We start from the raw sequence: 25,120 nt of genomic DNA, 5'->3' as shown, positions 1-25,120 counted from the left end.
GTTGGGCCGCATGAGTCATGCGCCAACTCGATGAACCGGACAGGCGGCACGCAACGTGTCGCCTCATTGCATGGATCGCATGGAGGCAGGCAGATGGCAGTGGACTACACAACTCACGACGGCGTGGCCGTCATCACGCTGAACAATCCTCCCGTGAACGGCCTGGGCCTTTCGACACGCGCGGGCATCGTCGACGGGATCGAGCGCGCGCAGAACGACCAGGCCATCAAGGCCATCGTGCTGACGGGCGCGGGCAAGGCCTTTTCGGGCGGCGCCGACATCACCGAATTCAATACGCCTAAAGCGACCCAGGAGCCGACGCTCGCCACGGTCATCAGGATCGTCGAAGGCAGCGCGAAGCCGGTTGTCGCGGCGATTCACAGCGTGGCGATGGGTGGCGGGCTGGAACTGGCGCTCGGCGCGCATTACCGGATCGCCGCGCCCGGCGCGCAGATCGCGCTGCCGGAAGTGAAGCTCGGCATCCTGCCGGGCGCGGGCGGCACGCAGCGTCTGCCGCGTGCAATCGGCCTCGAAGCTTCGTTGAACATGATCGTCTCGGGTGCGCCGGTGTTGTCGGAAAAACTCGCCGATTCCGGTCTCTTCGATGAAGTCGTGCAGGGCGATCTGGCCGAAGCGGCGCTCGCGTTTGCACGCAAGGTCGGCGCCAAAACGGGCTCGCATCCGCGAGTGCGCGATCGCAAGATCGAACATCCGAATGCCGCTGGTTTTATCCAGTTCGCACGCAACAGCGTCGCGGCGATCGCGAAGAATTTCCCGGCTCCGCAAAAGTGTATCGACGCGGTCGAAGCGGGCGTGCAGAACGGTTTCGACAAGGGTTTGGCATTCGAGCGCGAATGCTTCATGGCGCTCGTGCAGACGCCGGAAAGCCACGCACTGCGCCACGCGTTCTTTGGCGAGCGCGCAGCGAGCAAGATTCCCGATGTGCCGGCTGATACGCCGGTGCGCGAGATTGCCAGGGTCGCCGTGATCGGCGCGGGCACGATGGGCGGCGGCATCGCGATGAACTTCATCAACGCGGGCATTCCGGTCACGCTGCTGGAGACGAAACAGGAAGCGCTCGACCGCGGTCTCGCGACCATCCGCAAGAACTACGAAGCCACGGTGAAGAAGGGCAAGCTCAAGCCCGAAGCGCTCGAACAGCGCATGGCCTTGCTTACGCCCACGCTGTCCTACGACGACCTCAAGCAGGCCGATCTGATCGTCGAAGCCGTGTTCGAAGAACTTGGTGTGAAGGAGCAGGTGTTCAGGAAGCTGGACGAGGTGGCGAAATCCGGCGCGATCCTCGCGTCGAATACGTCGACGCTCGATGTCGACAAGATCGCGGCATTCACGAAGCGTCCGCAGGACGTGGTCGGCATGCACTTCTTCAGCCCGGCCAACGTGATGAAGCTGCTTGAAGTGGTGCGCGGCAAAGAGACGTCGAAAGACGTGCTCGCCACCGTGATGAAGCTCGCGAAGAAGATCAAGAAGACGGCCGTGGTGTCGGGCGTTTGCGACGGCTTCATCGGCAACCGGATGATCGAGCAGTACATCCGCCAGGCGCTGTTCATGCTCGAAGAAGGCGCGTTGCCCGCGCAGATCGACAAGGCCATCGAGAAGTTCGGCTTTGCGATGGGCCCGTTCCGCATGAGCGACCTGGCCGGCAACGACATCGGCTGGGCGATCCGCAAGCGCCGCTATCAGGAACATCCTGACATGCACTATTCGAAGGTCGCCGACCGTCTGTGCGAGATGGGCCGCTTCGGTCAGAAAACCGGCGGCGGCTGGTACGACTACAAGGCGGGCGACCGCACGGCGTATCCGTCGAAAGTGGTCGACGAGATGATCGGCGAGTTCTCGAAAGATGCCAACGCCGAGCGCCGCAAGATCGGCGACGACGAGATTGTCGAGCGACTCGTGTTCGCGCTCGTCAACGAAGGCGCGAAGATTCTCGAAGAGGGCATTGCGTCGAAGGCGTCGGACATCGACATGGTCTATCTGACCGGCTACGGCTTCCCGCTCTATCGCGGCGGTCCGATGCTGTACGCGGACACGGTGGGCCTCTACAACGTCGAGCGCGCGATTCGCCGCTATGCATCGCGGACCAATGGCGACGCGTGGAAGCTCGCGCCGAGCATCGCGGAGCTGGCCGCGAAGGGCCGTGGTTTTAACGACCACGGTTGAGCGGGCGAAAGACCTCCCGATTGGACTAACTGAGGTAGCGCGCGTTGCTGCGTTTCTGCTGCATGGCGAATCGCCGGCGCGCTGCTCGATTCGTATGGGACTGGAGTGGGCGTTAAAGCGCTAACTCGAACTCACTCGTATGGGACGTGAGTAAGAGCTTTGCATGGGGCCAGAGTAGGTGCTAAAGCGCCAACTCTGGTCGACAGCTAAAGCGCCAACTCGAAACTACTCGTATGGGACCGGGGTCAGCGCTAGAGCGCCAACTCCGATCGACAAAGGAGATATGCATGACTGATGCCGTAATCGTATCGACCGCCCGGACGGGACTCGCCAAATCATGGCGCGGCGGTTTCAACATGACGCACGGCGCGACACTCGGCGGCCACGTGACTCAGGCCGCCGTCGAGCGCGCGAAGATCGACCCGGCTCGCGTCGAAGACGTGATCATGGGTTGCGCGAATCCGGAAGGCGCGACAGGCATGAACATCGCGCGGCAGATCGCGCTGCGCGCAGGCTTGCCGGTCAGCGTGCCGGGCATGACAGTGAACCGCTTCTGTTCGTCGGGCTTGCAGACTATCGCGCTCGCCGCACAACGCGTGATCGCCGGTGAAGGCGACGTGTTCGTCGCGGGCGGCGTGGAGTCGATCTCGTGCGTGCAGAACGAAATGAATCGCCACATGATGACCGAAGGCTGGCTTAGCCAGAACAAGCCGGAAATCTACTGGTCGATGTTGCAGACCGCCGAAAACGTCGCGAAGCGTTATTCCATCTCGAAAGAGCGTCAGGACGAATACGGCGCACGCTCGCAGCAGCGCGCAGCTGCCGCGCTCGAAGCCGGCAGGTTCAAGGACGAAATCGTTCCGCTGACGGTGCTGGCAGGTGTCGCCGACAAAGCGACCGGCCGTCTGTTCACGAAGGAAGTGACGGTCAGCGGCGACGAAGGCATTCGCGCCGACACGACGCTCGAAGGCGTATCGAAGATCCGTACGGCGATGCCCGGCGGGGTGATCACCGCGGGCAATGCGAGCCAGTTTTCGGATGGCGCGTCGGCATGCGTCGTGATGAACGCGAAGGTCGCCGAGCAGGAAGGACTGCAACCGCTCGGCATTTTCCGCGGCTTCGCGGTGGCCGGTTGCGAGCCGGACGAAATGGGCATCGGCCCGGTGTTCGCGGTGCCGAAGCTGCTGAAGCAGGCGGGTCTGAAGGTCGAAGACATCGACCTGTGGGAACTGAACGAAGCGTTTGCCGTGCAGGTGCTGTATTGCGCTGACAAGCTCGGCATTCCGCACGACCGGCTCAACGTGAACGGTGGCGCGATTGCGGTTGGTCATCCGTATGGCGTGTCGGGTGCGCGGTTGACGGGCCATGCGCTGATCGAAGGAAAACGTCGCGGCGCAAAGCTGGTGGTCGTGACGATGTGTATCGGCGGCGGCCAGGGCGCGGCGGGCCTGTTCGAAGTAGTGTGAACGGGCGCGTTCGGCGGTGAAGTGCGAAAGGCGGGTGCCACTGGTTCAAGCTGATAACACTGAACTGGCAGCGCCCGTTTTTACCCGCGCGCGTTACTGCAAGCCCATGTCCGCCATCGGCAGCTTCAAGCTTCCCTGATCGACGAATCGCGTGGTGCCGGTCAGGCCGCTCGCGAGCTTGCCGCGTAGCGTGTACGGGACTTGCCCCGACTGCATCGCGCCGGGCAGCGCGAGCGCCTGGCGAACCACGGTGAACGCAGGCACGGTCAGCGGCACGCTCACCACTGTTTCGCCGAAGCGCGGCACCGTGCCGCTCTGGTCGCTGACGCCGCTAGCGAACGGCTTGCCGTTCAGATCGAGATCGACCGAGATGCCGTTGAAACTGATCGTGGAGTCGTTCGGATTCTGCACGCGCAGTTTGATGTTGAAGCGCATCTCGAGTCCCTGGTTGTCGATCGGCTCGATGCCGGCCACATTGACACGCAACGGGTCGGCGCCGAACAGCCCGGCGCAACCGTTGAGCGTCAGCGTGACGACCGCGCCGATCGCAACCAGGCGGGCAACGCGGGAGAAGGGTCCGGACAGCAGCGTGCGAACGAAGGACATGACCGGCACCTCGATGGAAGCGGGTTGGTCATGCATTGTAGCCGGGGGCAAAGTGCGACCGGAGACCGTTCAGGCGATACGCCGCAAGCGCGCGTTGACGATACTGCCCAGATGGCGAACGGCTCGATGGAAAACACGGCGGATCGAGTTTTCCGAGCCAGAAGCCTGCACGACGAAGGTCGCGCTACGGGCATCGGCAGCGTGAATCGAAACGACACCGCGTTGCGGCGTCACGAACCGTTCGCCTTCGCGCAAGGTGACCGATGTGGGCTGGACCGTATCACCGAGCCATGCGAGCGAATGATCGCGGAAGCCAAGTTGCAGATCACCTTCCACGGCCACGATCGACGTACCGGCCTGCAGGTCGTGCACGCCGACCTGGCCGGCGGCGAGATGAGACAGAGCAGGGGCGGCATCGTCGAAAAGCCTGCCGCTGCTGGATTGAAGTACTGGCATGACTGGCTTCCTGTAAACCGTTTTCATGTCACCCAGCTTATTGAGTCCGTTCGCATGAAAACAGCCACAGCTTTCGACAATCTGAACCGGTACAGGATCGTGATTTATCGCGCTGTATCGGTTGGAATCAGGCCGATCTGTATCTGTCGCGGCGTGCAAACTGTCCGCACCATCGGCTCATGACCCAAGCCAACTTCAATCAGACCAACCCGGCCGGAACCCGTCCAGCGGATACCGACCCGCTCTATCGGCAACTCGCCGACCAGTACCGGCGTGCCATCGGTAGCGGCGTGCTGCGTCCGGGCGACCGCATGCCGTCGATGCGCGCGTTCATGCAGCGCCACGGTGTGAGTCTCGCGACGGCAACCGAGAGTTATCGCGTGCTCGAGCGGGCGGCGTTGATCGACGCACGGCCGCGCGCCGGCTATTTCGTGCGCGCGCCGCATACGGCGGCGTTGCCCGCCGCGTCCGAACCCGACCTCGCGAACTTGCCGCGCGCCGCTCAATTCGTCGGCATTCACTCGACGATTTCGTCGATCGTGTCGACTTTCCAGCGCTGTCCAGATGCGTTGAATCTCGGCGGCGCAACCGCATCGCCGGATCTTTTCCCCACCGACGCATTGCAGAAGGCTGCACTGCGCGCATTGCGCAGCAAGCCGACGTTGCTGACCGCCGCGGGCCCCGATCAGGGCGATCCGGGCTTGCGGGCGATCATCGCGCGCCGGGCGCTTGCGGCGGGCATCCAGATCGGTCCCGACGACATCATCATGACGCACGGCGGCATCGAGGCCGTGAACCTCGCGTTGCGCGCGGTCACGCAGCCGGGCGACACCGTCGCGGTCGAGTCGCCGTGTTTCTTCGGCTTGTTGCAGGCGCTCGAAAGCCTCGGCCTGCGTGCGCTCGAAATTCCTGTTAGTCCGACCACCGGCCTTTCCGTCGAGGCATTGGCGTTCGCGCTGCAGACGCATCCCGACATCAAGGCCGTGGTGGTCGTGCCGAATCTGCAAAATCCGCTCGGCAGCGTGATGCCCGACGCGCACAAGGCGAGCCTCGTCGAACTGTGCTCGCGGGCCGGCGTTGCGCTGATCGAGGACGACCCGTATCGCGAACTGGTCGATGCCGCGCAGCCGCCGAAGTCGCTGAAAGCGTGGGACACGGATGGCACCGTGATTCATTGCACGTCGTTCAACAAGTCGCTCGCGCCAGGGATGCGGGTCGGCTGGCTGAACGGCGGGCGCTGGCATCCGCGAATCGGCATGCTGAAGTTCGCGCAGTCGCGGCATAACGAGCAGTTGTCGCAAGTGGTGCTGGCCGGGTTTCTGGAAACGAACGCGTATGAGCGGCATCTGCGGCGTTTGCGGGAAAGCCTGCGGATTCAGCGTGAGCGCATGGCCGCAGCGGTGGCCGCGTCGTTCCCCGATGGCACGCGATTCACGCCGCCGCGCGGCGGGATGTTTTTCTGGATCGAGTTGCCGCGCGAGGTGTCGTCGGCGGCTTTTTTTGAGGCCGCTCTCGCTGACGGCATTCGCGTGATGCCTGGCACCGTGTTTTCGAACAGCGGGCGCTTCGATCATTTCATCCGCCTGAGTTGTCCGAGCACCGATCTCGATCTCGCGGACGAAGCGATACGCAGGCTCGGGCGGCTCGCGGCGCGGATGCCGGAGCATGCGTCCGTGCCATAGCGGGTATCATTTCCTGCTGCGCGTGGGCGTCCGTGAATTCGAATCGACGTGATTCATCGGGTATGCGTCCAGGCAGTCTGAAGTTCAACGAATCCGTCGATGGCGCTTGCTGCCGTCGGCTCCGAAATCCGAATACCGCAATGACCGATTCCTCTTCATCCACTCAATCCGGCAACGCAACGCTGCCCGAAAGCCCGTTCGTCGACCGGCTCGGCGCAAAACTGCTGTCGGCCGCCGACGGCGTCAGCGAAGTCGTGCTGCCGTTGCAGCCGGACCATATGAACACCTGGGACGTCGCGCACGGTGGCGTCACGATGACGCTCGCCGACGTCGCGCTCGCGATGGCCGCGCGCAGTCTGGCCGGCGACGGCGTGGGCGTCGTCACCGTCGAAATGAAGGTCAACTTCATGCAGCCGGGCCGTGGCGAATTGCGCGCAACCGGCCGCGTGCTGCACCGCTCGACCACGATGGCGTATTGCGAGGGCGAGATTCGCGACAGCGAAGGCCATTTCGTCGCCAAGGCGCTCGGCACCTTCAAATACATGCGACGCCTCGCCGTGGGCCGCGACGTGACGCAGCAGCGCCTGCGCAGCGACCCGTCGGCGAAACCCGGTCCTAGCGACTGATCGTGCCGGCCGTGTCGTTTCGATCGAGCGAAATAACCTGCGTGCCGGAAGCGGCGCGCAGGGTCTTCGCCGAATTTTCGCCAAGGGTTAGCACACACAACCGCCGTTTAAATCATTCACTGGTCACCCGGCAGATCATCGCCAGCTTATTCACGCATAACTCAAGGAGACGCCCGTCATGACCCAGATCAACCGTCAACTCGTGCTCGCTTCGCGTCCGCAAGGCGCGGTGACGCCCGACAATTTCCGTCTCGTCGAAACGCCGCTTGCACCGCTCGCCGATGGCGAAGTGCGCGTGCGCAATCACTACCTGTCGCTCGATCCGTACATGCGCGGCCGCATGAGCGACGCCAAGTCGTACGCAGCGCCGCAAGCGCTCGACGAAGTGATGATCGGCGGCACGGTCGGCGAAGTGGTGGAGTCGAAGAATCCGAAGTTCGCGGTCGGCAACAAGGTCGTCGGCATGTTCGGCTGGCAGGAATTCGGCACCTCGAACGGCACCGGCATCCAGAAAGTGGACGACACGCATGTGCCGCTGTCCGCGTATCTCGGCCCGGTCGGCATGCCCGGCGTCACCGGCTGGTACGGGCTGAACCGGATCATCGCGCCGAAAGCGGGCGAGACGGTCGTGGTCAGCGCGGCGAGCGGCGCGGTGGGCAGCGTGGTCGGCCAACTGGCGAAGCTGGCCGGCGCGCGCGCGGTCGGCATCGCGGGCGGCGCGGACAAATGCCGCTATGTGGTCGAGACGCTCGGCTTCGATGCGTGCGTCGATTACAAGGCCGGCAATCTGTACAAGGACCTGAAGGCCGCGACGCCGGACGGCGTGGACGGCTATTTCGAGAACGTCGGCGGTGAAGTGCTCGACGTGACGCTCGCGCGGATGAACGCGTTCGGCCGGATCGCGCTGTGCGGCTTCATCGCGGGCTATGATGGCGAGCCGATCCCGCTCAAGCATCCTTCGCTGATGCTCACGCAGCGGCTGCTGGTGCAAGGGTTCATCGTCAGCGAGCATATGGACGTGTGGCCGGAAGCGCTCAAGCAGCTCGGCACACTGGTCGCGCAGAAAAAGCTGCAATATCGCGAGACGATCGCCGAAGGGCTCGACGCCGCGCCCGAGGCTTTCATGGGTCTGCTGAAGGGCAAGAATTTCGGCAAGCAACTGGTCAAGCTGATCTGAACGATGTGAAGTCGCGGCGCGTCGACCACGCGCCGCTCAACCCGGAGTCGGTTATGTTCGAATTCGCAGACAAGGTGGCGGTGATCACCGGCGCGGCCAGTGGCTTTGGCCGGGCGTTCGCGCAGAAGGGGGCGGCGCTCGGCATGAAGCTCGTGCTGGCCGACGTGAACCCCGACGCGCTTGCGCAAACCGTCGATGCGCTGCGTTCGAACGGCGTCGAAGTGATCGGCGTGCCCACCGACGTGTCGAATGCGGCCCAGGTCGAAGCGCTGGCGCAAGCGGCGCTCGATGCATTCGGCAAGGTGCATCTGCTGTTCAACAACGCGGGCGTGGGCGCGGGCGGCTTCCTCTGGGAAAGCTCCGCGAACGACTGGGCGTGGGTGTTCAACGTCAACGTGATGGGCGTCGCGCACGGCATCCGCGTGTTCACGCCGATCATGCTGGCGCAGAACGAACCGGCGCATATCGTCAATACGGCGTCGGTGGCGGGCTTGCTGTCGCCGCCCGCGATGGGGATTTACAACGCGTCGAAGCACGCGGTGGTGTCGCTGACGGAGACGCTGTATCACGATCTGCAACTGGCCCAGGCGGGGCAAGTGTCGCAGGCGGCTCAGGGTGCTGCGGATGCATCCGCAGTGGTTCCATTGGTCGGCTGCTCGCTGTTGTGCCCGGCGTTCGTGCCGACCGGTATCGCCGATGCGGAACGCGCGCGTCCCGAGCAATTGCGCAACGATAGCGGACCGACCCGTTCGCAGATCGCCGCCGACAAGCAACTGCAGCGCGCAGTGCGCTCGGGCAAGCTGACCGCCGACGATGTCGCCGATATCACCTTCGAGGCCATCGCCGTGCGGCGGTTCTATATCGTCACGCATCCGGGCATCATGGCGACGGTGGAACTGCGTCACGAGGACATCGAGCATTTGCGCAATCCGACCGATCCGATGTCGCTGAAACCGGAAGTGAAGAACGCCAACTGAGCGTGGTGATCGCTGCGAGTTGGCGCGACGGCTTGGTGTTTGTCCAAACGCTTATCCAAACGTTTATCCGATGGCCGGCGTGCGGTTCCTCGCGCCGGCTTTTTCAATTTGCGGCGCGTTTGCGCCATCGAACCCACATGCGCCCATGCCGCTGAATCCGAAGATCGAGCAGGTGCTCGATATGATCGCGCGGGCCAGGCGCCCGCAGTATCACCAGATGTCCGCGCAGCAGGCGCGTGCGTCGTACGAAAAAAGTGCGCCGATTCTGGAGATCGCGAGCGCGCCGATGGTCACGCTCGACGATCTGCACATACCGGTCCGCGACGGCGCGACGATCCGCGCGCGTTTGTATCAGGCGGTCGAACCGAGTTGGGCCGAACCTGCGCCCGCGCTGGTGTATTTCCATGGTGGCGGCTTCACGGTGGGCAGCGTCGATACCCACGACGCGCTATGCAGGATGTTCGCGCGCGACGGCCAATGCACGGTGTTATCGGTCGATTACCGGCTCGCGCCGGAGCACAAATTTCCCACCGCCGTCGACGATGCTTTCGATGCGCTGATTTGGCTCCACGCGCATGCCGCCGAGTATGGCGTCGACGCGAACCGGTTGGCGATCGGCGGCGACAGCGCGGGTGGGACGCTGGCCACGGTTTGCGCCGTGCTGGCCCGTGACGCGGGCATCCCGCTTGCGCTGCAATTGCTCATTTATCCGGGTACGACGGGTTATCAAAACACCGCGTCGCACGCGCGGCTTGCCGATGGTTTTCTGCTGACCGCCGACACGATTCAATGGTTCTTCGAGCAATACGTACGCGATAAAAGCGATCGTGACGACTGGCGTTTCGCGCCGCTCGACGGCCAGCGCGAGGCGCCCGATTTCCGCGGCGTCGCGCCGGCATGGATCGCGACTGCCGAATACGATCCTCTCAGCGACGAAGGGCAGGCGTATGCGGAAAAGCTGCGCGCGGCGGGGAATCGGGTGACGCTGAAGTGCTATGCGGGCATGATCCACGAGTTCTTCAAGATGGGTGGATATGTGCCCGAGGTGGCCGCCGCTCATGCAGATGCGGCTGCGGTGTTGCGCGGGGCGTTCGGTATCGGGTGATGCAAGCGACGCCCGGCGGTGTTGCCCAGATCGACCCGCTTCGATGCCCGGTGTTGCAGCGATGCCCAGTGTGTGCCCCGTGAGCCACGCGCGTGAGCCCAGACAAAGACTGCCCTCACACCATCTCACGCTCGATATTGAATGCAAAGCTGCGTTCAAAGTCTCCGGGCCGCGCGATCCGGTGCGAGCCGTTATCGTCGCTGCGCTCGGCGACGGCCACGCTGACCACTTCGCCATGCGCGCTCACCCTCAACGCCGTCGTGCCACGCGTGCCGTATTCAGGCGTTTCGATAAACGCCGCCGACAACGCCCGCTCCCGTTCAAGCGGAATACCGGTGGACGGCAGTTCGTCATCGCGGGCAAGACGCGGGTCGCGCATCAAATCGATCAGACGTTCGAGCGTCGGCATGGCGTCGCGTGAAAGCAGGGTGCCGAGTTCGGTGCGCTTTTTGACCAGCTTCGGCCACGCAGTATCGAGTACCGCGTTCGAAATGCCGTGCGTACCGGGCGTCAGCAGAGCAGGGGCTGCGTCGGAGCGGTTGCAGTACCACGCGAGTTCGCGGCGCATCCAGTCGCCGACCAGAAGATTGAAGCCGTTGTAGATGTCGCCGGTTTGCGCAACCTGTTGCAGATACGCGAGCGGGCTGTCGTGAGCGACGCCGTTCGCATCGCGCGCCGAGCCGCTCAGCCAGTCGCTCACCAGCGTGCCGCGTGTCGGCGCGTCGGCGCGCATTTCGTGCGGCGCCCGGTAGTTGGTCAGCGCGGCAAACCGGCCATCACGCGACATGCCGAGCCACGTGCCGCCGCCCACCAGATCGCGGCCCGCCAGCACGCCCGGCGCGTCCTGCCACCAGCTGATCGGATCGGCTGTGCGTCGAAAGAATTCGTCGCGATTCGCGGCGAGCGTGAAGAGCGGGCCGTCGACCGCGTCGGGTCGCCAGTCGAAAACGATCAGGCACATCGGGGACGATCTCCCGCTTGAAGTGAAGGGCGTGGTGAAGGCGCGTGGGTGTCGACGCGTTGACCGGGCCAGTACAGACCAGCACGGACCAGTAAAAAGCGGCGCCAGATTGCGCCGCTTTTTACCATGCACGGGTATTAAACCTCGGTGGGCAAGCCGTACGGCAGCGTGAGGAACCGGAGCGCCGGACCGTCGGCCGCGCCCAGATGCACCGATCCGCTTTCCAGCGACGCGAGCTTGATCTCGACCAGCAGATCGACCCCGCCGCCTTGCGCAGAGGCCGCGTTGACGATCATTCCGCATGGCTGGCCGGGATCGTCTGAGTGGAACAGTTCCGTGCCCGCGCGGACTGTGTCCAGTTCGCCGGCCACATTCGCAAGCGACGTGCGGCGCTTGATCGTGCCGCGATACTGGCTGCGCGCGACCACTTCCTGACCGGGATAGCAGCCCTTGCGGAAGTTCACCGCGCCGAGCACGTCGAAATTGACCATTTGCGGCACGAACTGCTCGACCACCGGCTGCGTGATACGCGGTTCGCCCGCGCGGATGTCGAGCCAGTCCCACACGGCCGGCGACACGCGCGTGAGCTTTTCATCGAGCGACGCAAGGTGCGCGTCGACCTGCGCCTTCGGGCCGATCCACAGATAACGCAGTCGCTCCAACGCGTCGGGCACGCGGATCAGCGAACCGGCCGTGCTGTCGACCTGCACGTGCACGCCGTCGGGCAACGCGTCGAATACGCCGGACAACGCGCGGCGCACGTCGCCCGCCAGACCCACGACGGCGAGTTCGCCGCTCGCGTCGGTCAGCTTCGCCTTGGCTCGCAGCACGAACATCGAGAGCCGTTTCTGCACTGCCGCCTGCACGTCTTTCGACACCAGCAGGCGGATCGTGTCGCCGCTGCGCCACGTCAGGAACGACGCCAGCAAGCGTCCCTTGGCCGAGCAGTAGCCGGCGAGGCGCGCGGTGGCGGCGTCCAGATGCTGGGTGTCGTTGGTCAACTGGCCGTGCAGGAAGCTCGCCGCGTCGTCGCCGGTTGCGTCGATCACGCCGAATTGCGTGAGCGGCATGTAAGCGCCGTGCTGCAGCACGGCCTCGAATTCTTCAGCCGACGGCCGCGGCAGCACGGGCAAGCCGGTGGCTGCTGGGGTTGACGTCGTAGCTGTGGTACCTGACGCAGTGCCTGGAGCGGTAGCGAGCGGTGTGTTCATGGATTCCGGGAACAGTCAATTCTGACTTTGGCTAAGGCAAACAGCTATTATATGCAGTCAAACCACCTCCCGTTCCGCATGTCCCTGTTCAAGAAATGTTTCGTCGCCGGCTCAATTGTCGTTGTGCTGGCCGCAGCCGCAATTGCAGGCGGATATCACTGGGCCACCAGCCCGCTCGACCTGACCCCCGCGCAACTCGACGTCACCGTCAAACCGCACAGCAGCCTGCGCAGCGTCGCGCAGCAGCTCAATCGGGGCGGCGTGCCCGTCGAGCCGGAGTTGTTCGTCGCCATGACGCGGCTGCTCGGCCTGCAGACCGACCTGAAATCGGGCAACTACGAGTTCAAGAGCGGCGTCACGCCCTACGAAGTGCTGCAGAAAATCGCGCGCGGCGACGTCAACGAATACGTTGCGACGATTATCGAAGGCTGGACCTTCAGGCACATGCGTGCCGAGCTGGACGCCAATCCGGCGCTCAAACACGACACGCTCGGCATGAGCGACGCCGATCTGATGACCGCGATCGGCGCGCCGGAAGCGTCGATCGGCAACGGCGAAGGGCTGTTTTTCCCCGACACGTATCTGTTCGACAAGAACACCAGCGACCTCGACGTCTACCGTCGCGCGTACCGGCTGATGCGGCTGCGGCTCGACGAAGCATGGGTCGCACGCGCGCCGGACCTGCCGTACAAGACGCCGTACGACGCGCTGACTATGGCGTCGATCATCGAAAAGGAAACCGGCAAGAAGTCCGACCGGCCGATGGTGGCGGCGGTGTTCGCGAACCGTCTGCGCACGGGTATGCCGCTGCAGACCGATCCGACGGTGATCTACGGAATGGGTGAGAGCTATGCCGGTCACATCAGAAAGAAAGACCTGCAGACCGACACTCCCTACAATACCTACACCCGCATGGGCCTGCCGCCCACGCCGATTTCGCTGCCCGGTGTCGCGTCGCTGCAGGCGGCGATGAACCCGGCGCAGAGCACCGCGCTGTACTTCGTGTCGCGCGGCGACGGCAGCAGCATCTTTTCTGACACCCTCGGCGATCACAACAAGGCCGTGGACAAATACATTCGAGGGCAATGATGGCGCGCGGCAAATTCATCACGTTTGAGGGCATCGACGGAGCCGGCAAGACGACCCATCTCGGCTGGTTTCGCGAACGGCTCGAACAGAAGGTCGCGAGCACCGGCCGTTCGGTGGTCATGACGCGCGAACCGGGCGGCACGCCGCTCGGCGAACAGATCCGCGAGATCGTGCTGCATCAGAAAATGGACCTCGAAACCGAGGCGCTGCTGATGTTCGCACTGCGCCGCCAGCATCTGGCCGAGGTGATCGAACCGGCGCTCGCGCGCGGCGACTGGGTGCTGTCCGACCGTTTCACCGACGCGACGTTCGCCTATCAGGGCGGCGGGCGCGGCCTGCCGCGCGACAAGCTGGAAGCGCTGGAGCGCTGGGTGCAGGGCGGTTTTCAGCCGGATCTGACGGTGCTGTTCGATCTGCCGCCCGAAGTCGCCAACGAACGGCGCAGTGCGGCGCGCGATCCGGACCGGTTCGAGAGCGAATCGACGGCGTTTTTCGACCGGACTCGTGCCGAATACATGCGTCGCGCAGAAGAGGCGCCTTACCGATTCGCTATCATCGACTCTTCGCAGAGCATCGCCAGAATTCAGAAGCAGCTTGAGGAGTTGGTCGCAGGCCTTTGATTTTAAATAAATATAACTGCGATTTATAACTCTGCCATCAAGCTCGTATAGAACTTTAGATAACGGCATCAACTGATTGATTTCAAAGAGAAACGATGATTTATCCGTGGCAAGCCGATGACTGGAACCGCCTGCAGCAGCTGCGCGGCCACTGGCCGCATGCGTTGCTGCTGCATGGACAGGCGGGCATCGGCAAGCTGCGCTTTGCGCAGCATCTGGCGCAAGGCCTGCTGTGCGAAGCGCAGCAGGCTAACGGCGAGCCGTGCGAGAAATGTGTGGCGTGCAACTGGTTCACGCAGGGCAACCATCCTGATTACCGGATCATCGTGCCCGAGGCGCTGGCCGCCGAAGCGGGCCTGAACGCGACTGCACCGGACGAAAAAGCCGACGCCGACGAGAGCAAGAAAACCCGCACGCCGAGCAAGGAAATCAAGATCGAGCAGATTCGCGGCCTGCTCGATTTTGTCGGCGTGGGTTCGCATCGCGGCGGCGCTCGCGTCGTCGTGCTGTATCCGGCCGAGGGGCTGAATATCGCGGCGGCCAACGCGTTGCTGAAGACGCTCGAAGAGCCGCCCGCGGGTGTCGTGTTCCTGATGGTGTCGGCGCGGATCGACCGTTTGCTGCCCACCATCATCAGCCGCTGTCGCCAGTGGCCGATGACCGTGCCCGCGCCGGATGTGGCTACGAAATGGCTGGCCGCGCAAGGCGTCGCCGACGCGCCCGCGCTGCTCGCCGAAGCCGGCGGCGCGCCGCTCACGGCACTCGCGCTCGCCAGCGACGAAAACCGCACGCTGCGCGACTGGACGCTCAAACAACTGGCCGCCGGTCCCGATTGCGACGCGTTCGCATGCGGCGAAGCGCTGCAAAAGCTGCCCGTGCCGCTGGTGCTGGGCTGGCTGCAACGCTGGATGTACGATTTGCTGGCGCAGAGCACGGCAGGCGCGCCGCGTTATTTTCCGCAGGCTGCCGGCGCGTTGACGCGCTGCGCATCGCAGGCCGACGCCGGTGCATTTGCGCGCTTCATCCGCACCGTGACGCGTCAGCGCGCGGTCGAGAACCATCCGCTGAATGCGCGGCTGGTGTTCGAGGAACTGTTTATCGGCTACCGCGAGTTGTTCGCGTAAAGCCGTTACGCGGAATCCGCCCGGCATCGCGCACACTGGCCGTGGCGCGACACCCGGCCGGCTTCGCGTCCCGTTAAGTTGTCACTGTCTTTCATCACAATCAAACCAATTCGAACAGCACCATGAGCCTTTCCTACCGCGATGCCACGCTCGACGATCTGCCCACCATCGTCGCTATTTACAACTCGACCGTGCCGTCGCGGCAAGTGACCGCCGACCTCGAACCGGTCAGCGTCGAAAGCCGGCTGGCGTGGTTTCACGCGCATGGTCCGCAGAAGCGTCCGTTGTGGGTAGTGGAAGATTCCGAGCAGCCGGGCCGGGTGATCGCGTGGTTGAGCTTTTCAGATTTCTACGGCCGTCCGGCCTATCTGCGCACCGCCGAAGTCAGCATTTATCTCGACGAAAGCGCGCGCGGCAAAGGCCTCGGCAAGCAATTGCTGGCGGCTTCGCTCGCGGCGGCACCGGCGCTCGGCATCGACACCGTGCTGGGTTTTATTTTTGGTCACAACGACGCGAGCCTGCGGCTGTTCCGCGGCTTCGGTTTCGACACGTGGGGCTCGCTGCCGCGCGTGGCCGTGCTGGACGGCGTGGAGCGCGACCTCGTGATTCTCGGCAAGCGCCTCGATACGAAGCACGCCGACCCCGCCGCGCCTGTGAACCAGGCCACCGCCTGAGCCACCTCCGGCCAATTTATTGCAGGACATCACCATGTTTGTTGATTCGCACTGTCACATCAACTTCGAAGGACTCGCCGACCGCCTGCCGCAAGTGCTGGAAAACATGCGCAGTCATTCGGTCACGCATGCGCTGTGCGTGTCCGTCGATCTGGAGACGCTGCCGTCCGTGCTGGAGATCGCCAGCCAGCACGAGAACGTGTACGCGTCAGTGGGTGTGCATCCCGATCACGAGGACATGCGTGAGCCGAGCCTCGCCGAGCTGATCGAACTGGCTGAACATCCGAAGGTGGTCGCGATCGGCGAGACCGGGCTCGATTACTACCGTCTGGAAGGCCGCTCCATTGCCGATATGGAGTGGCAGCGCGAGCGGTTCCGCACGCATATCCGCGCCGCGCACGCGACGAAAAAGCCGCTGATCATCCACACGCGCTCGTCGTCGGAAGACACGCTGCGAATCATGGCCGAGGAGCGCGCGAGCGAGCCGGGCGGCGTGATGCATTGCTTTACCGAGCCGTGGGCCGTCGCCGAACAGGCGCTGGCGCAGAATTTTTACATTTCGCTGTCAGGCATCGTCACGTTCAAGAGCGCGACCGACGTGCAGGACGTCGCGCGCCGCGTGCCGCTCGACCGTCTGCTGATCGAAACCGACTCGCCGTACCTCGCGCCGGTGCCGTATCGCGGCAAGCCTAATGAACCTGCGTACGTAAGTTATGTCGGACGCTTCATCGCCCAACAACGCGAGATGCCGGACGAGGCGCTGGCCGCTGCGACCACGCAGAACTTTTTCCGGCTTTTCAACATCCCTTCGCCGAACGTGGCCTGATACGTTGGCAACGCAATACCGAGCAATATCAAAAGGATAGGGAAGTTTCCTAAAGCAAAACATGAAAACTATTTCGATGTCGACTGTCAGAGTTAATCCGATGTTTGCAGTAAGCGATGTGGCCACTGCAACGCTGGCTTCAATCAGGCGCCGCATGTCGCGTGGCGTTTTTGCCACCACGTTCGCGTGCGCGGCGTTAGCCTCGCTGGTCGCTTCGCCGGCGCACGCCGCGCCGATCGACTCGCTGATCAAGTCGGTCAAGTTCGACGACGTCGACGGTGTCAACAAGCTGCTCGCCAAGGGCATGGACCCGAATAGCGTCGACAACCAGGGCATTCCTCTGCTGGTCATCGCCGCGCGCGAAAAGTCCGACAAGGTCGGCGCGGCGCTGGTCGCCAATCCGAAGACCAACATCGAGATTGAGGATAAGGCTGGCGAGAACGCGATGATGATGGCCGCGCTGGGCGGCGATCTCGACTTCGTCAATCTGCTGATCGCGAAAGACGCCGAAGTGAACAAGAAGGGCTGGGCGCCGCTGCACTACGCGGCTGCGAACGGTCACGACGACATCGTCAAGGTGCTGCTCGACCATTCGGCCTACGTCGACGCCGGGTCGCCGAACGGCACCACGCCGCTGATGATGGCCGCCCGCGGCGGTCACGTGTCGACGGTGAAGCTGCTGCTCGACAACGGCGCGGACCTGACGGTGAAGAACCAGATCGGCTTGACCGCGCTCGATTTCGCGAAGACCTATAAGGAACCGGACGTCATCGAAGGCCTGACTGCACGGATGCAGCAGATGCAGCAGAAGTGACGTCAAGCGGACGTAAGGTGGCGAGCCGGCCATTCAGTCTGCTGATTGACTGGCAGACGCGCGGCTCACCCCCTGTTCACCACCGATTTGCCTGAAGATACGCGGTTGCCAGCCTGCTGCGACCCCGTAAAACAGTGCAAAATGACGACTTTGGCGCGCCGCACGGCGCGCCCTCTGGATGCGGCGAAAGACCGCCTGATAAACGACCCTGGAAAGGAACACCATGCTGCGGGCTTTGATTTTCGCCAGCGCGCTCGCCGTACCGCTATCGGCAGCCGCGTTTACGGGGGGCGACCTCAACAAGCTATGCACGAAGACGGACATAGCATCGCGTAGCGCATGCGCGGCTTATATCGAAGGCGCCGCCGACGGCATCTTCAACACGATCGACGCGATTGGCGGCACCACCGGTCCGCGTGTCGGCCAGTATTTCTGTCTGCCGCCCGACGCTCGCTCGGCTCAATTGACCGACGCCGTGCGCAAATACATCGCTGAAAATCCGAATGTTTCCGGCTACAACGCCAGCACGGCCATTTCGCTGGGGCTTGGCAAGGCATTTCCTTGCCGGAACGGAAGCTGAGTTGTAGTGATCTGAAGGGCGGGTGCAGGCGCCGAAGGCCGCAGCTTTCGTCCTGTCCTGAGTTCGAGCTGAAAGCCGGGATTCCCGAATGGGCGCGCGCTTCCAGACAACCCGGCCCTCCGGGGCGCCGGGCGCGGTCCGCCGGGACACCTTTTTCACTGTGCGTGGATGAACACCTAAGATGTCGATAACGGTGTCATCGATTTGCCACGCATTTACTGCCGAACCGCCACGTCAGCACGGCCGAAGCCGTGATGTGCCGATGTCGTGATTTCCCCGATTCGACCTGCGTAAGCACTACAGCCGCCGCACCACACGCAACGCCGCCCCCGCGCTTCACGCGCAGCGGTCCTGTCTACCCGTCAAGCCAGGAGGATCACGCCCGTTATGTTTACTTCCGACGACATCAGCCGCCTCGCCGATTCGCCTCTGCATACGTGGCTCGGCACGTTGATCGTCTCGATCATCTGCGCATCCCTCGCCGTTGCCGTTCACCGCTTCGGCTCGCGCATCGTGATGCGCCTCGCGAAGCCTCATCCGCTGCCCAGCGTCATCCTGCGTTATATCAACAAGCCTTCGCTGTTCGTCCTCGTGATCGTGGTGCTGGAAGGCATCTGGGCTGAAGCGCCCGACACGCTCAATTACATCGTGCCGCTGCGCGACGTCACCGCGATCGCGTTGATCGCCGCGCTCACGTGGCTGTCGGTGCGCTCGGCGGCGGCGATCGGCGAGGCGATCATCCGCGCCCATCCGCTCGATACCGCCGACAACCTGCACGCCCGCCGCATCCATACGCAGGCGCGCGTGCTGGCGCGCTCGGTGATGATCGTCATCGTGATCGTCGGGGTCGGCGGTGCACTGATGACTTTTCCGAACGTGCGGCAGATCGGCGCGAGCCTGCTGGCGTCGGCGGGGGTGGCCGGTCTGGTCGCCGGTATCGCGGCGCGGCCGGTGCTCGGCAATCTGATCGCGGGCTTGCAGATCGCGCTGTCGCAGCCGATCCGGCTCGACGACGTCGTCGTGATTTCAGGCGAGTGGGGGCGCATCGAGGAGATCACCGGAACCTACGTGTCGGTGCGGCTGTGGGACCAGCGTCGGCTGATCGTGCCGTTGCAATGGTTCATCGAAAACCCGTTCGCCAACTGGACCCGCAGCAGTTCGCAGATCATCGGCACGGTGTTTCTGTTCGTCGATTACCGGATGCCGCTCGCGCCGCTGCGCGAAGAACTGGCGCGGATCGTCGAGGGCGCGCCGGAGTGGGATCGTCGCGTGCAGGTGTTGCAGGTGACGGACGGCACCGAGCGCGCGATGCAGTTGCGCGCGCTGGTCAGCTCGCTCGATTCGGGGCTGAACTGGGATTTGCGCTGCCGGGTCCGCGAAGGGCTGCTGGACTTCATTCAGCGGAACTATCCGCAGTATCTGCCGAGGGCGCGCGCCGAAGTGTCGGCGGAACTGGATGTGGGTCAGGCCCAGCCGCCGGTCGACTGGGTTCCGCGCAGTGCACAGTCGCCAGCGGGAAGTACCGCCGCGAATACCGAGGCGGATCCGGTGGCGAGCCGGATTGGCCGGCATGGTGTTAGCGACGTCGCGGAGAAGGCGAGGGAAAAGGCTTAGGTTACGCCGGGGGCATAATCGTACGAATGTGTCGGCGTGATCGATTTTGTGAGCGGATGTAGTGCTTTAAGCGTTTGGGCGGCCTGCATGCAGATTTCGCAGCGAAGCGCACTGAAACTTGCGCCTGGGGCTGACAGGAATGCGCCCTCATCCGCCATGTGCGCATGACAAAAAAGCCCGCATTTTCATGGGTTAATTGCTCGGCAGCCTCCCGGACGGCGAAGCCCGATAAGCCGTCGCACAGAACCGATCCCGCCTTCGCGCGGTCGAAACGTCCACTCACTCACGAATCCGGCGCGGCCTTGCGTGCTTCACAGGCTTCGGGCGGTCGCGGTATCGCAACGTCATTGCGTCAGCGACACGCACCGGGTCCTGGCGCACCCGGCACGCGTCGCGCGAACCAAGGAGGACATGCAAGATGGGCCGATTGATCGTTGTGTCGAATCGCGTTGCAACACCGACGGAAACCAAAGGATCGGCGGGCGGACTCGCGGTCGGCGTATTCGGTGCGCTGAAAGATGCGGGCGGTGTGTGGTTCGGGTGGAGCGGCGACGTGGTCAGCGAGACCGTCGCCAATGCAGGGCCGACCCTCGAACAGGACGGCGCCGTCACCTTCGCGACCGTGGGCCTCACGCGCAAGGACTACGACCAGTACTACCGTGGCTTTTCGAACGCGACGCTGTGGCCGGTGTTCCACTATCGCAACGACCTCGCGCGCTACGAGCGCGAAGAATACGCGGGCTACAGGCGCGTCAACGCATGGCTCGCGCACAAGCTGATCAAGCTGCTCGAACCCGACGACGTGATCTGGATTCACGACTACCATCTGATCCCGTTTGCCGAAGCGCTGCGCAACGAGGGCATCACGAACCGCATCGGTTTCTTCCTGCACATACCGTTTCCGTCGCCGCAAATCCTGCTCAACATTCCGCCGCACGAGGAACTGGTCAAGTCGCTGTCGTGCTACGACCTGCTGGGCTTCCAGACCGCGACGGACCAGGAAGCTTTCCATGATTACGTCACGCGGCACGCGCGCGGCACGGTGAGCAAGGACGGCATTATCGAAGCGTTCGGGCGCAAGCTGCGCACCGGCGTCTACCGGATTGGCGTGTTCCCCGACGAAATCGCCGAACAGGCCAAACGCTACGAAAGCCGCCAGCACGTACTCGACCTGAAGCAGAGTCTTGAAGGGCGCAAGCTGATCATGAGTGTCGACCGGCTCGATTATTCGAAAGGGCTGGTCGAGCGATTCCGCGCATTCGAGCATTTGCTGGAGCGCTCGCCCGAGTGGCGGGGCAACGTCACGCTGGTGCAGATTGCGCCGCCCACGCGCTCCGATGTCGTCACGTATCAGAAGATCCGCCAGGACCTGGAGTACGAAGCCGGGCGAATCAACGGACGGTATTCGGGCCTCGACTACACGCCGATCCGCTATCTGAACCAGCAATACGACCGCTGGAAACTCATGTCCCTTTTCCGCGAATCGCAGATCGGCTTCGTGACGCCGCTGCACGACGGCATGAATCTGGTCGCGAAGGAATACGTCGCCGCGCAGAATCCCGACGATCCGGGCGTGCTGGTCCTGTCGATTTTTGCGGGCGCGGCGGCTGAACTGACTGGCGCGCTGCTGGTGAATCCGCACGACGCGATCGGCATGTGCGAAGCATTGCAGCGTGCGTTGCAGATGCCGCTCGACGCGCGTCAGCGGCGTCACGAGATCAATATGGCGGCCTTGCGCAAGAACGACCTCGGGGTGTGGCGCGATACGTTCCTGAGCGATCTGCGCAGCGTGCCGGTGCAGAAGCCGGGCAAGGGCGGCGGGCATAAATGATGGCGCGGGCCGACGTACCGGTTTTCAAGTCTGCTAAAGCAAAAGTAGGGCGGTTCGCAATCGCCATCAGGCCACGGGGGCATGCATGTTGAGCACGTTAGCCGTCGCGGGATACCGGTCGTTGCGCGAGCTGATCGTGCCGCTTGGCCGGCTGAACGTGATCACCGGCGCGAACGGCAGCGGCAAGTCGAGCGTATACCGCTCGCTCCGTCTGCTGGCGGAAACCGCCCGTGGCGGCGTGATTACGTCGCTCGCTCGTGAGGGCGGTTTGCCGTCGACTTTATGGGCCGGTCCCGAGCGGTTTTCGCGCGCCATGCTGGCGGGTGAAGTGCCGGTGCAAGGCACGCGCCGTAACGAGCCGGTCAGCCTCCGGCTCGGTTTTGCCAGCGACGAATTCAGCTATGCAATCGATCTGGGGCTGCCTCCGCCCGAAATGCCCGCGAATCCGATACCGAGCAAATTTCTGCTCGATCCGGTCATCAAGCGCGAATGCATCTGGAGTGGTCCGTTGCTGAGGCCTTCGGCGTTACTGGTCGACCGGCACGGCGTGGCGCTGCGTACGCGTGACGAGAATGGCGAATGGCAGACCATTCCGCAGCCCGTCGCGAGCTTCGACAGCATGATGACGGAGTTCGCCGACCCTCGCAGCGCGCCCGAGATGATCACGGTTCGCGAACAGATCCGCTCGTGGCGTTTCTACGATCATTTCCGCACCGACGCCGACGCGCCAGCGCGCCTGCCACAGATAGGCACGCACACGCCCGTGCTATCCAACGACGGCGCCGATCTGGCCGCTGCGTTGCAAACCATCCGCGAAATCGGCGATCCGGCCGCGCTCGACGCCGCCATTGACGACGCCTTTCCCGGCTCACGTCTCGACATCGACACGCATGACGGCCGTTTCGAAGTGGCGATGCAGCAACACGGCCTGCTGCGGCCGCTCAAGGGCGCCGAATTGTCGGACGGCACGCTGCGTTATCTGCTGCTGGTTGCTGCGCTATTGACGCCGCGTCCGCCCGCGCTGCTGGTGCTGAACGAACCGGAGACGAGCCTGCATCCCGATTTGCTGCCGGCGCTCGCCCGTCTGATCGCGCGGGCTTCGGTGCATTCGCAGGTGCTGGTGGTGTCGCATGCCGCGCGTTTGATTGCGGCGCTGGAGCGCGAGGAGGCGAGCGAGTCGATCGTGCTGGAGAAGCACTTCGGCGCCACCCGCATCGCCGATGCCGACGAGCGCGATCTTCCCGCCTGGAAATGGCCGTCGCGTTAATCGGCGACGACGGCGCGGATCCACGAGGGAATGTAAGCTGAATGTAACAGCGCGCAGGAAGTGCAAGACTCGGCGCCTTCGTTGCCCGGGACGCGAATAATAGTCGGAAGCCGTCCGCGCAACGACGCAGCTTTGCGCCTGCGCGGACGATCGCATTGATTGGATGTAACGGCGCTGTCATACTCGGCGTCGCTGATGTGCACCGCCACAAGGCGCAAGCCATCAGTCCACGGAGACAGACTATGAAGATTGCGCAGATCGCCCCCTTGACCGAATCGGTGCCACCCAAGCTGTACGGCGGCACCGAGCGTGTCGTGTCGTACATCACCGAGGCGCTGGTCGCGCTTGGCCATGACGTGACGTTGTTCGCCAGCGGCGACTCCGTCACCAGCGCGAAACTCGAGGCCGTCTGGCCGCGTGCGCTGCGCCTCGACCCGGGCATTCGCGACCGCGTCGCGCCGCACATGTTGCTGATGGAACTCGTGCGACGCCAGGCCGAAGACTTCGACGTGCTGCACTTCCACCTCGACTATTACTCGTTCTCGGTGTTCAAGCGTCAGGACACGCCGTTCGTCACGACCATGCACGGCCGTCTCGATCTGCCCGAGCAGCAGCCCGTGTTCGACACCTTCAACACCGCACCGGTCATCTCGATCTCGAACGCGCAGCGTCACCCGTTGCCGCAGGCGCGCTGGCTGACCACCGTCTATCACGGCCTGCCGGAGCAGCTTTACACGCCGCAGCCCGTCGAACAGAAGTACCTCGCGTTCCTTGGGCGTATCTCGCCGGAAAAGCGGGTCGACACGGCCATTCGCATTGCCGGCCGTTGCGGCATGCAGATCCGTATCGCGGCAAAAGTGGACGCGGCCGACCGCGAATATTTCGAACGCGAGATCAAGCCGTTGCTGGACTTGCCGCACGTGGAATTCATCGGCGAGATCGCGGATAACCAGAAGGCCGAATTCCTGTCTGGTGCGCATGCGCTGCTGTTCCCGATCGACTGGCCGGAGCCGTTTGGTCTCGTGATGATCGAAGCGATGGCGTGCGGCACGCCGGTGGTCGCGTTCAATCGCGGCTCGGTGCCCGAAGTGCTGGAAGACGGCGTGACGGGGTTTATCGTCGAAGATGAAATCGGTGCGGTGGCGGCGGTCAACCGTCTGCACAAGATGCCGCGCGCGGGCGTGCGGCAGCGCTTCGAAGAACGCTTCACGTCGCACCGGATGGCCCAGCAGTATGTCGACGCGTATCAGTCGGTGATTCGTGCGCAGAAGCGCTCGCGCTTCAAGGTGATCGATACGTCGGGTAGTTGAGCGCACCGGGCGGGCCAATCGGTCCGCACAAAAAAAGACGGCGATGTGCGTGGCACATCGCCGTATTCATGTCTGCCAGAGATTCAACGCCTGTGTTGACGCTGAACGCCTGCATCGGGGCAAAGCCTCGCTCCGAGACGCGAGCCGGCCGACCCGCTGCTAAACCCAGCCCGAACTCACGCCTAGATCTTCAGACGCGACACCTTCGTGCCTTGCAGCGACAGATCGCCCATCAGGCCGGCATTGGTCAGCACGAATACCTCGACCGGCGCGGTTGCCGTGTTCGAGTCGATCGCACCGTTTGCGCCGACCGTGACCAACGCAACCGACGCGTCGCCGCCGACCGACCAGCCATCCGTGTTGCGGAATTTGTCCAGCGCGTCCTGCGTCATGAACAGGAAGATGAGCGCTTTCGACTGCGCACCGGCCTGCAGGCCGAACGAGCCGGAAATCGTACTGTAGTAGCCGACCGTGCTGCCGCCGACGCGCAATGCGCCTTCGCCATACTGGCCGCCGACAATGAAGCCGGCTTGCAGAACCGACGGGAACACGAGCACGCCGCGCGCCTTGGAAACCAGTTCACGCGAACCCTTGACGGTGGTGAAAAGCCGCGACATGGTGCCGTCGACGCTGGCATCGATCGACTGACGTTTGGATTCGTTGGTGGAGGCGGTGCCTTTGTTGCTGTCAGTGCCGGTGGTGGTACAACCCGCGAGTGCAAGGCCGCCGAAAGCGAGCGCAGCGGTGGTCTTCAGCATGAAGTTTCGTCTTTGCATCGTTTTTCTCCGTATGGTTCCGGGGCGCAACCCCAGTGGAAGTGCTAGGTCGCGTTTAAGTTATATCACACGCAAGCATAAATGGCGCATTCCGCAGACAGCCGAAAAGCCTTACGCGGCGGGGCTTTGCGGCAAATCGTAAGG

23 protein-coding genes are annotated in these 25,120 nt (G+C 63.6%); 18 read left to right on the top strand and 5 right to left on the bottom strand.

The genetic code is table 11. The features are described from left to right. Nucleotides 1-93 precede the first annotated feature (93 nt). The gene (locus ABH945_RS06780; RefSeq protein WP_429250087.1) at nt 94-2,184 is read left to right on the top strand and encodes a 3-hydroxyacyl-CoA dehydrogenase NAD-binding domain-containing protein; all 2,091 of its coding nucleotides are present in this window, start codon (nt 94-96) and stop codon (nt 2,182-2,184) included. 287 nt (nt 2,185-2,471) lie between these two features. Beyond that, the gene (locus ABH945_RS06775) at nt 2,472-3,650 is read left to right on the top strand and encodes an acetyl-CoA C-acyltransferase (protein WP_074763967.1); all 1,179 of its coding nucleotides are present in this window, start codon (nt 2,472-2,474) and stop codon (nt 3,648-3,650) included. 93 nt (nt 3,651-3,743) lie between these two features. Here the strand turns inward: ABH945_RS06775 and ABH945_RS06770 are convergent, their stop codons facing one another. Next, nucleotides 3,744-4,256, bottom strand: a complete 513-nt coding sequence (locus ABH945_RS06770; protein WP_074766394.1) for an LEA type 2 family protein — start codon at nt 4,254-4,256, stop codon at nt 3,744-3,746. A gap of 69 nt (nt 4,257-4,325) precedes the next feature. Then, nucleotides 4,326-4,712 carry a hypothetical protein gene (locus ABH945_RS06765; RefSeq protein ID WP_429250086.1) on the bottom strand — a complete coding sequence of 129 codons (387 nt, stop codon included), beginning with the start codon at nt 4,710-4,712 and terminating at the stop codon, nt 4,326-4,328. 179 nt (nt 4,713-4,891) lie between these two features. Here ABH945_RS06765 and ABH945_RS06760 point away from each other — a divergent pair, with 179 nt between their 5' ends. From ABH945_RS06760 to ABH945_RS06740, 5 genes are all read left to right on the top strand, one after another. Then, complete coding sequence (locus ABH945_RS06760; RefSeq protein ID WP_429250085.1) at nt 4,892-6,394, top strand: PLP-dependent aminotransferase family protein; 1,503 nt, start codon at nt 4,892-4,894, stop codon at nt 6,392-6,394. A 140-nt stretch (nt 6,395-6,534) separates the two neighbouring features. Continuing rightward, on the top strand, nt 6,535-7,020 hold the full coding sequence (locus ABH945_RS06755) for a PaaI family thioesterase (protein ID WP_074766396.1): 486 nt from the start codon (nt 6,535-6,537) through the stop codon (nt 7,018-7,020). 178 nt (nt 7,021-7,198) lie between these two features. Then, complete coding sequence (locus ABH945_RS06750; protein WP_074763970.1) at nt 7,199-8,197, top strand: NADP-dependent oxidoreductase; 999 nt, start codon at nt 7,199-7,201, stop codon at nt 8,195-8,197. Nucleotides 8,198-8,250: 53 nt separating this feature from the next. After that, on the top strand, nt 8,251-9,174 hold the full coding sequence (locus ABH945_RS06745; RefSeq protein WP_429250084.1) for an SDR family oxidoreductase: 924 nt from the start codon (nt 8,251-8,253) through the stop codon (nt 9,172-9,174). A gap of 145 nt (nt 9,175-9,319) precedes the next feature. Further along, nucleotides 9,320-10,279, top strand: a complete 960-nt coding sequence (locus ABH945_RS06740; protein WP_429250083.1) for an alpha/beta hydrolase — start codon at nt 9,320-9,322, stop codon at nt 10,277-10,279. 115 nt (nt 10,280-10,394) lie between these two features. Here the strand turns inward: ABH945_RS06740 and ABH945_RS06735 are convergent, their stop codons facing one another. After that, the gene (locus ABH945_RS06735; RefSeq protein ID WP_429250082.1) at nt 10,395-11,240 is read right to left on the bottom strand and encodes an NRDE family protein; all 846 of its coding nucleotides are present in this window, start codon (nt 11,238-11,240) and stop codon (nt 10,395-10,397) included. Nucleotides 11,241-11,377: 137 nt separating this feature from the next. After that, entirely contained in the window at nt 11,378-12,451 is a 1,074-nt protein-coding gene (locus tag ABH945_RS06730) for a YgfZ/GcvT domain-containing protein (protein ID WP_429250081.1), read from the bottom strand. A 78-nt stretch (nt 12,452-12,529) separates the two neighbouring features. Between ABH945_RS06730 and mltG the strand changes: the two genes are divergently transcribed. From mltG to ABH945_RS06675, 11 genes are all read left to right on the top strand, one after another. Continuing rightward, complete coding sequence (gene mltG / locus ABH945_RS06725) at nt 12,530-13,540, top strand: endolytic transglycosylase MltG (RefSeq protein ID WP_429250080.1); 1,011 nt, start codon at nt 12,530-12,532, stop codon at nt 13,538-13,540. Further along, complete coding sequence (gene tmk, locus ABH945_RS06720; RefSeq protein WP_074763974.1) at nt 13,540-14,160, top strand: dTMP kinase; 621 nt, start codon at nt 13,540-13,542, stop codon at nt 14,158-14,160. Before mltG ends, tmk begins: the two co-directional genes overlap by 1 nt. Nucleotides 14,161-14,255: 95 nt before the next feature. Then, nucleotides 14,256-15,284 carry a DNA polymerase III subunit delta' gene (locus ABH945_RS06715; protein WP_429250079.1) on the top strand — a complete coding sequence of 343 codons (1,029 nt, stop codon included), beginning with the start codon at nt 14,256-14,258 and terminating at the stop codon, nt 15,282-15,284. A 122-nt stretch (nt 15,285-15,406) separates the two neighbouring features. After that, complete coding sequence (locus tag ABH945_RS06710; RefSeq protein ID WP_074763976.1) at nt 15,407-15,958, top strand: GNAT family N-acetyltransferase; 552 nt, start codon at nt 15,407-15,409, stop codon at nt 15,956-15,958. A 34-nt stretch (nt 15,959-15,992) separates the two neighbouring features. Then, nucleotides 15,993-16,784 carry a TatD family hydrolase gene (locus ABH945_RS06705; RefSeq protein ID WP_429250078.1) on the top strand — a complete coding sequence of 264 codons (792 nt, stop codon included), beginning with the start codon at nt 15,993-15,995 and terminating at the stop codon, nt 16,782-16,784. A 100-nt stretch (nt 16,785-16,884) separates the two neighbouring features. Beyond that, a complete protein-coding gene (locus ABH945_RS06700) occupies nt 16,885-17,598 on the top strand; it encodes an ankyrin repeat domain-containing protein (protein ID WP_429250077.1) in 714 nt (237 codons plus the stop codon). Between the two features lie 223 nt (nt 17,599-17,821). After that, nucleotides 17,822-18,178: a Rap1a/Tai family immunity protein gene (locus ABH945_RS06695; protein ID WP_074763979.1), complete on the top strand. Its 357-nt coding sequence runs from the start codon at nt 17,822-17,824 to the stop codon at nt 18,176-18,178. A gap of 387 nt (nt 18,179-18,565) precedes the next feature. Continuing rightward, a complete protein-coding gene (locus ABH945_RS06690; protein WP_074763980.1) occupies nt 18,566-19,792 on the top strand; it encodes a mechanosensitive ion channel family protein in 1,227 nt (408 codons plus the stop codon). Between the two features lie 418 nt (nt 19,793-20,210). Then, complete coding sequence (otsA, locus tag ABH945_RS06685) at nt 20,211-21,623, top strand: alpha,alpha-trehalose-phosphate synthase (UDP-forming) (protein WP_074763981.1); 1,413 nt, start codon at nt 20,211-20,213, stop codon at nt 21,621-21,623. An 85-nt stretch (nt 21,624-21,708) separates the two neighbouring features. Next, nucleotides 21,709-22,890 (top strand): AAA family ATPase, encoded by a 1,182-nt coding sequence (locus tag ABH945_RS06680; protein ID WP_429250076.1) that lies wholly within the window; start codon nt 21,709-21,711, stop codon nt 22,888-22,890. 242 nt (nt 22,891-23,132) lie between these two features. After that, nucleotides 23,133-24,200 carry a glycosyltransferase family 4 protein gene (locus tag ABH945_RS06675; protein ID WP_429250075.1) on the top strand — a complete coding sequence of 356 codons (1,068 nt, stop codon included), beginning with the start codon at nt 23,133-23,135 and terminating at the stop codon, nt 24,198-24,200. Nucleotides 24,201-24,382: 182 nt separating this feature from the next. Here the strand turns inward: ABH945_RS06675 and ABH945_RS06670 are convergent, their stop codons facing one another. After that, nucleotides 24,383-24,976 (bottom strand): BPSL1445 family SYLF domain-containing lipoprotein, encoded by a 594-nt coding sequence (locus tag ABH945_RS06670; RefSeq protein ID WP_074763984.1) that lies wholly within the window; start codon nt 24,974-24,976, stop codon nt 24,383-24,385. Between the last annotated feature and the right edge of the window lie 144 nt (nt 24,977-25,120).

Origin of the sequence: Paraburkholderia sp. GAS333 (genome assembly GCF_050435665.1) — a bacterium.
Classification (GTDB): Bacteria; Pseudomonadota; Gammaproteobacteria; order Burkholderiales; family Burkholderiaceae; genus Paraburkholderia; species Paraburkholderia fungorum_A.
This window is presented reverse-complemented; position numbering and strand designations above follow the sequence as displayed.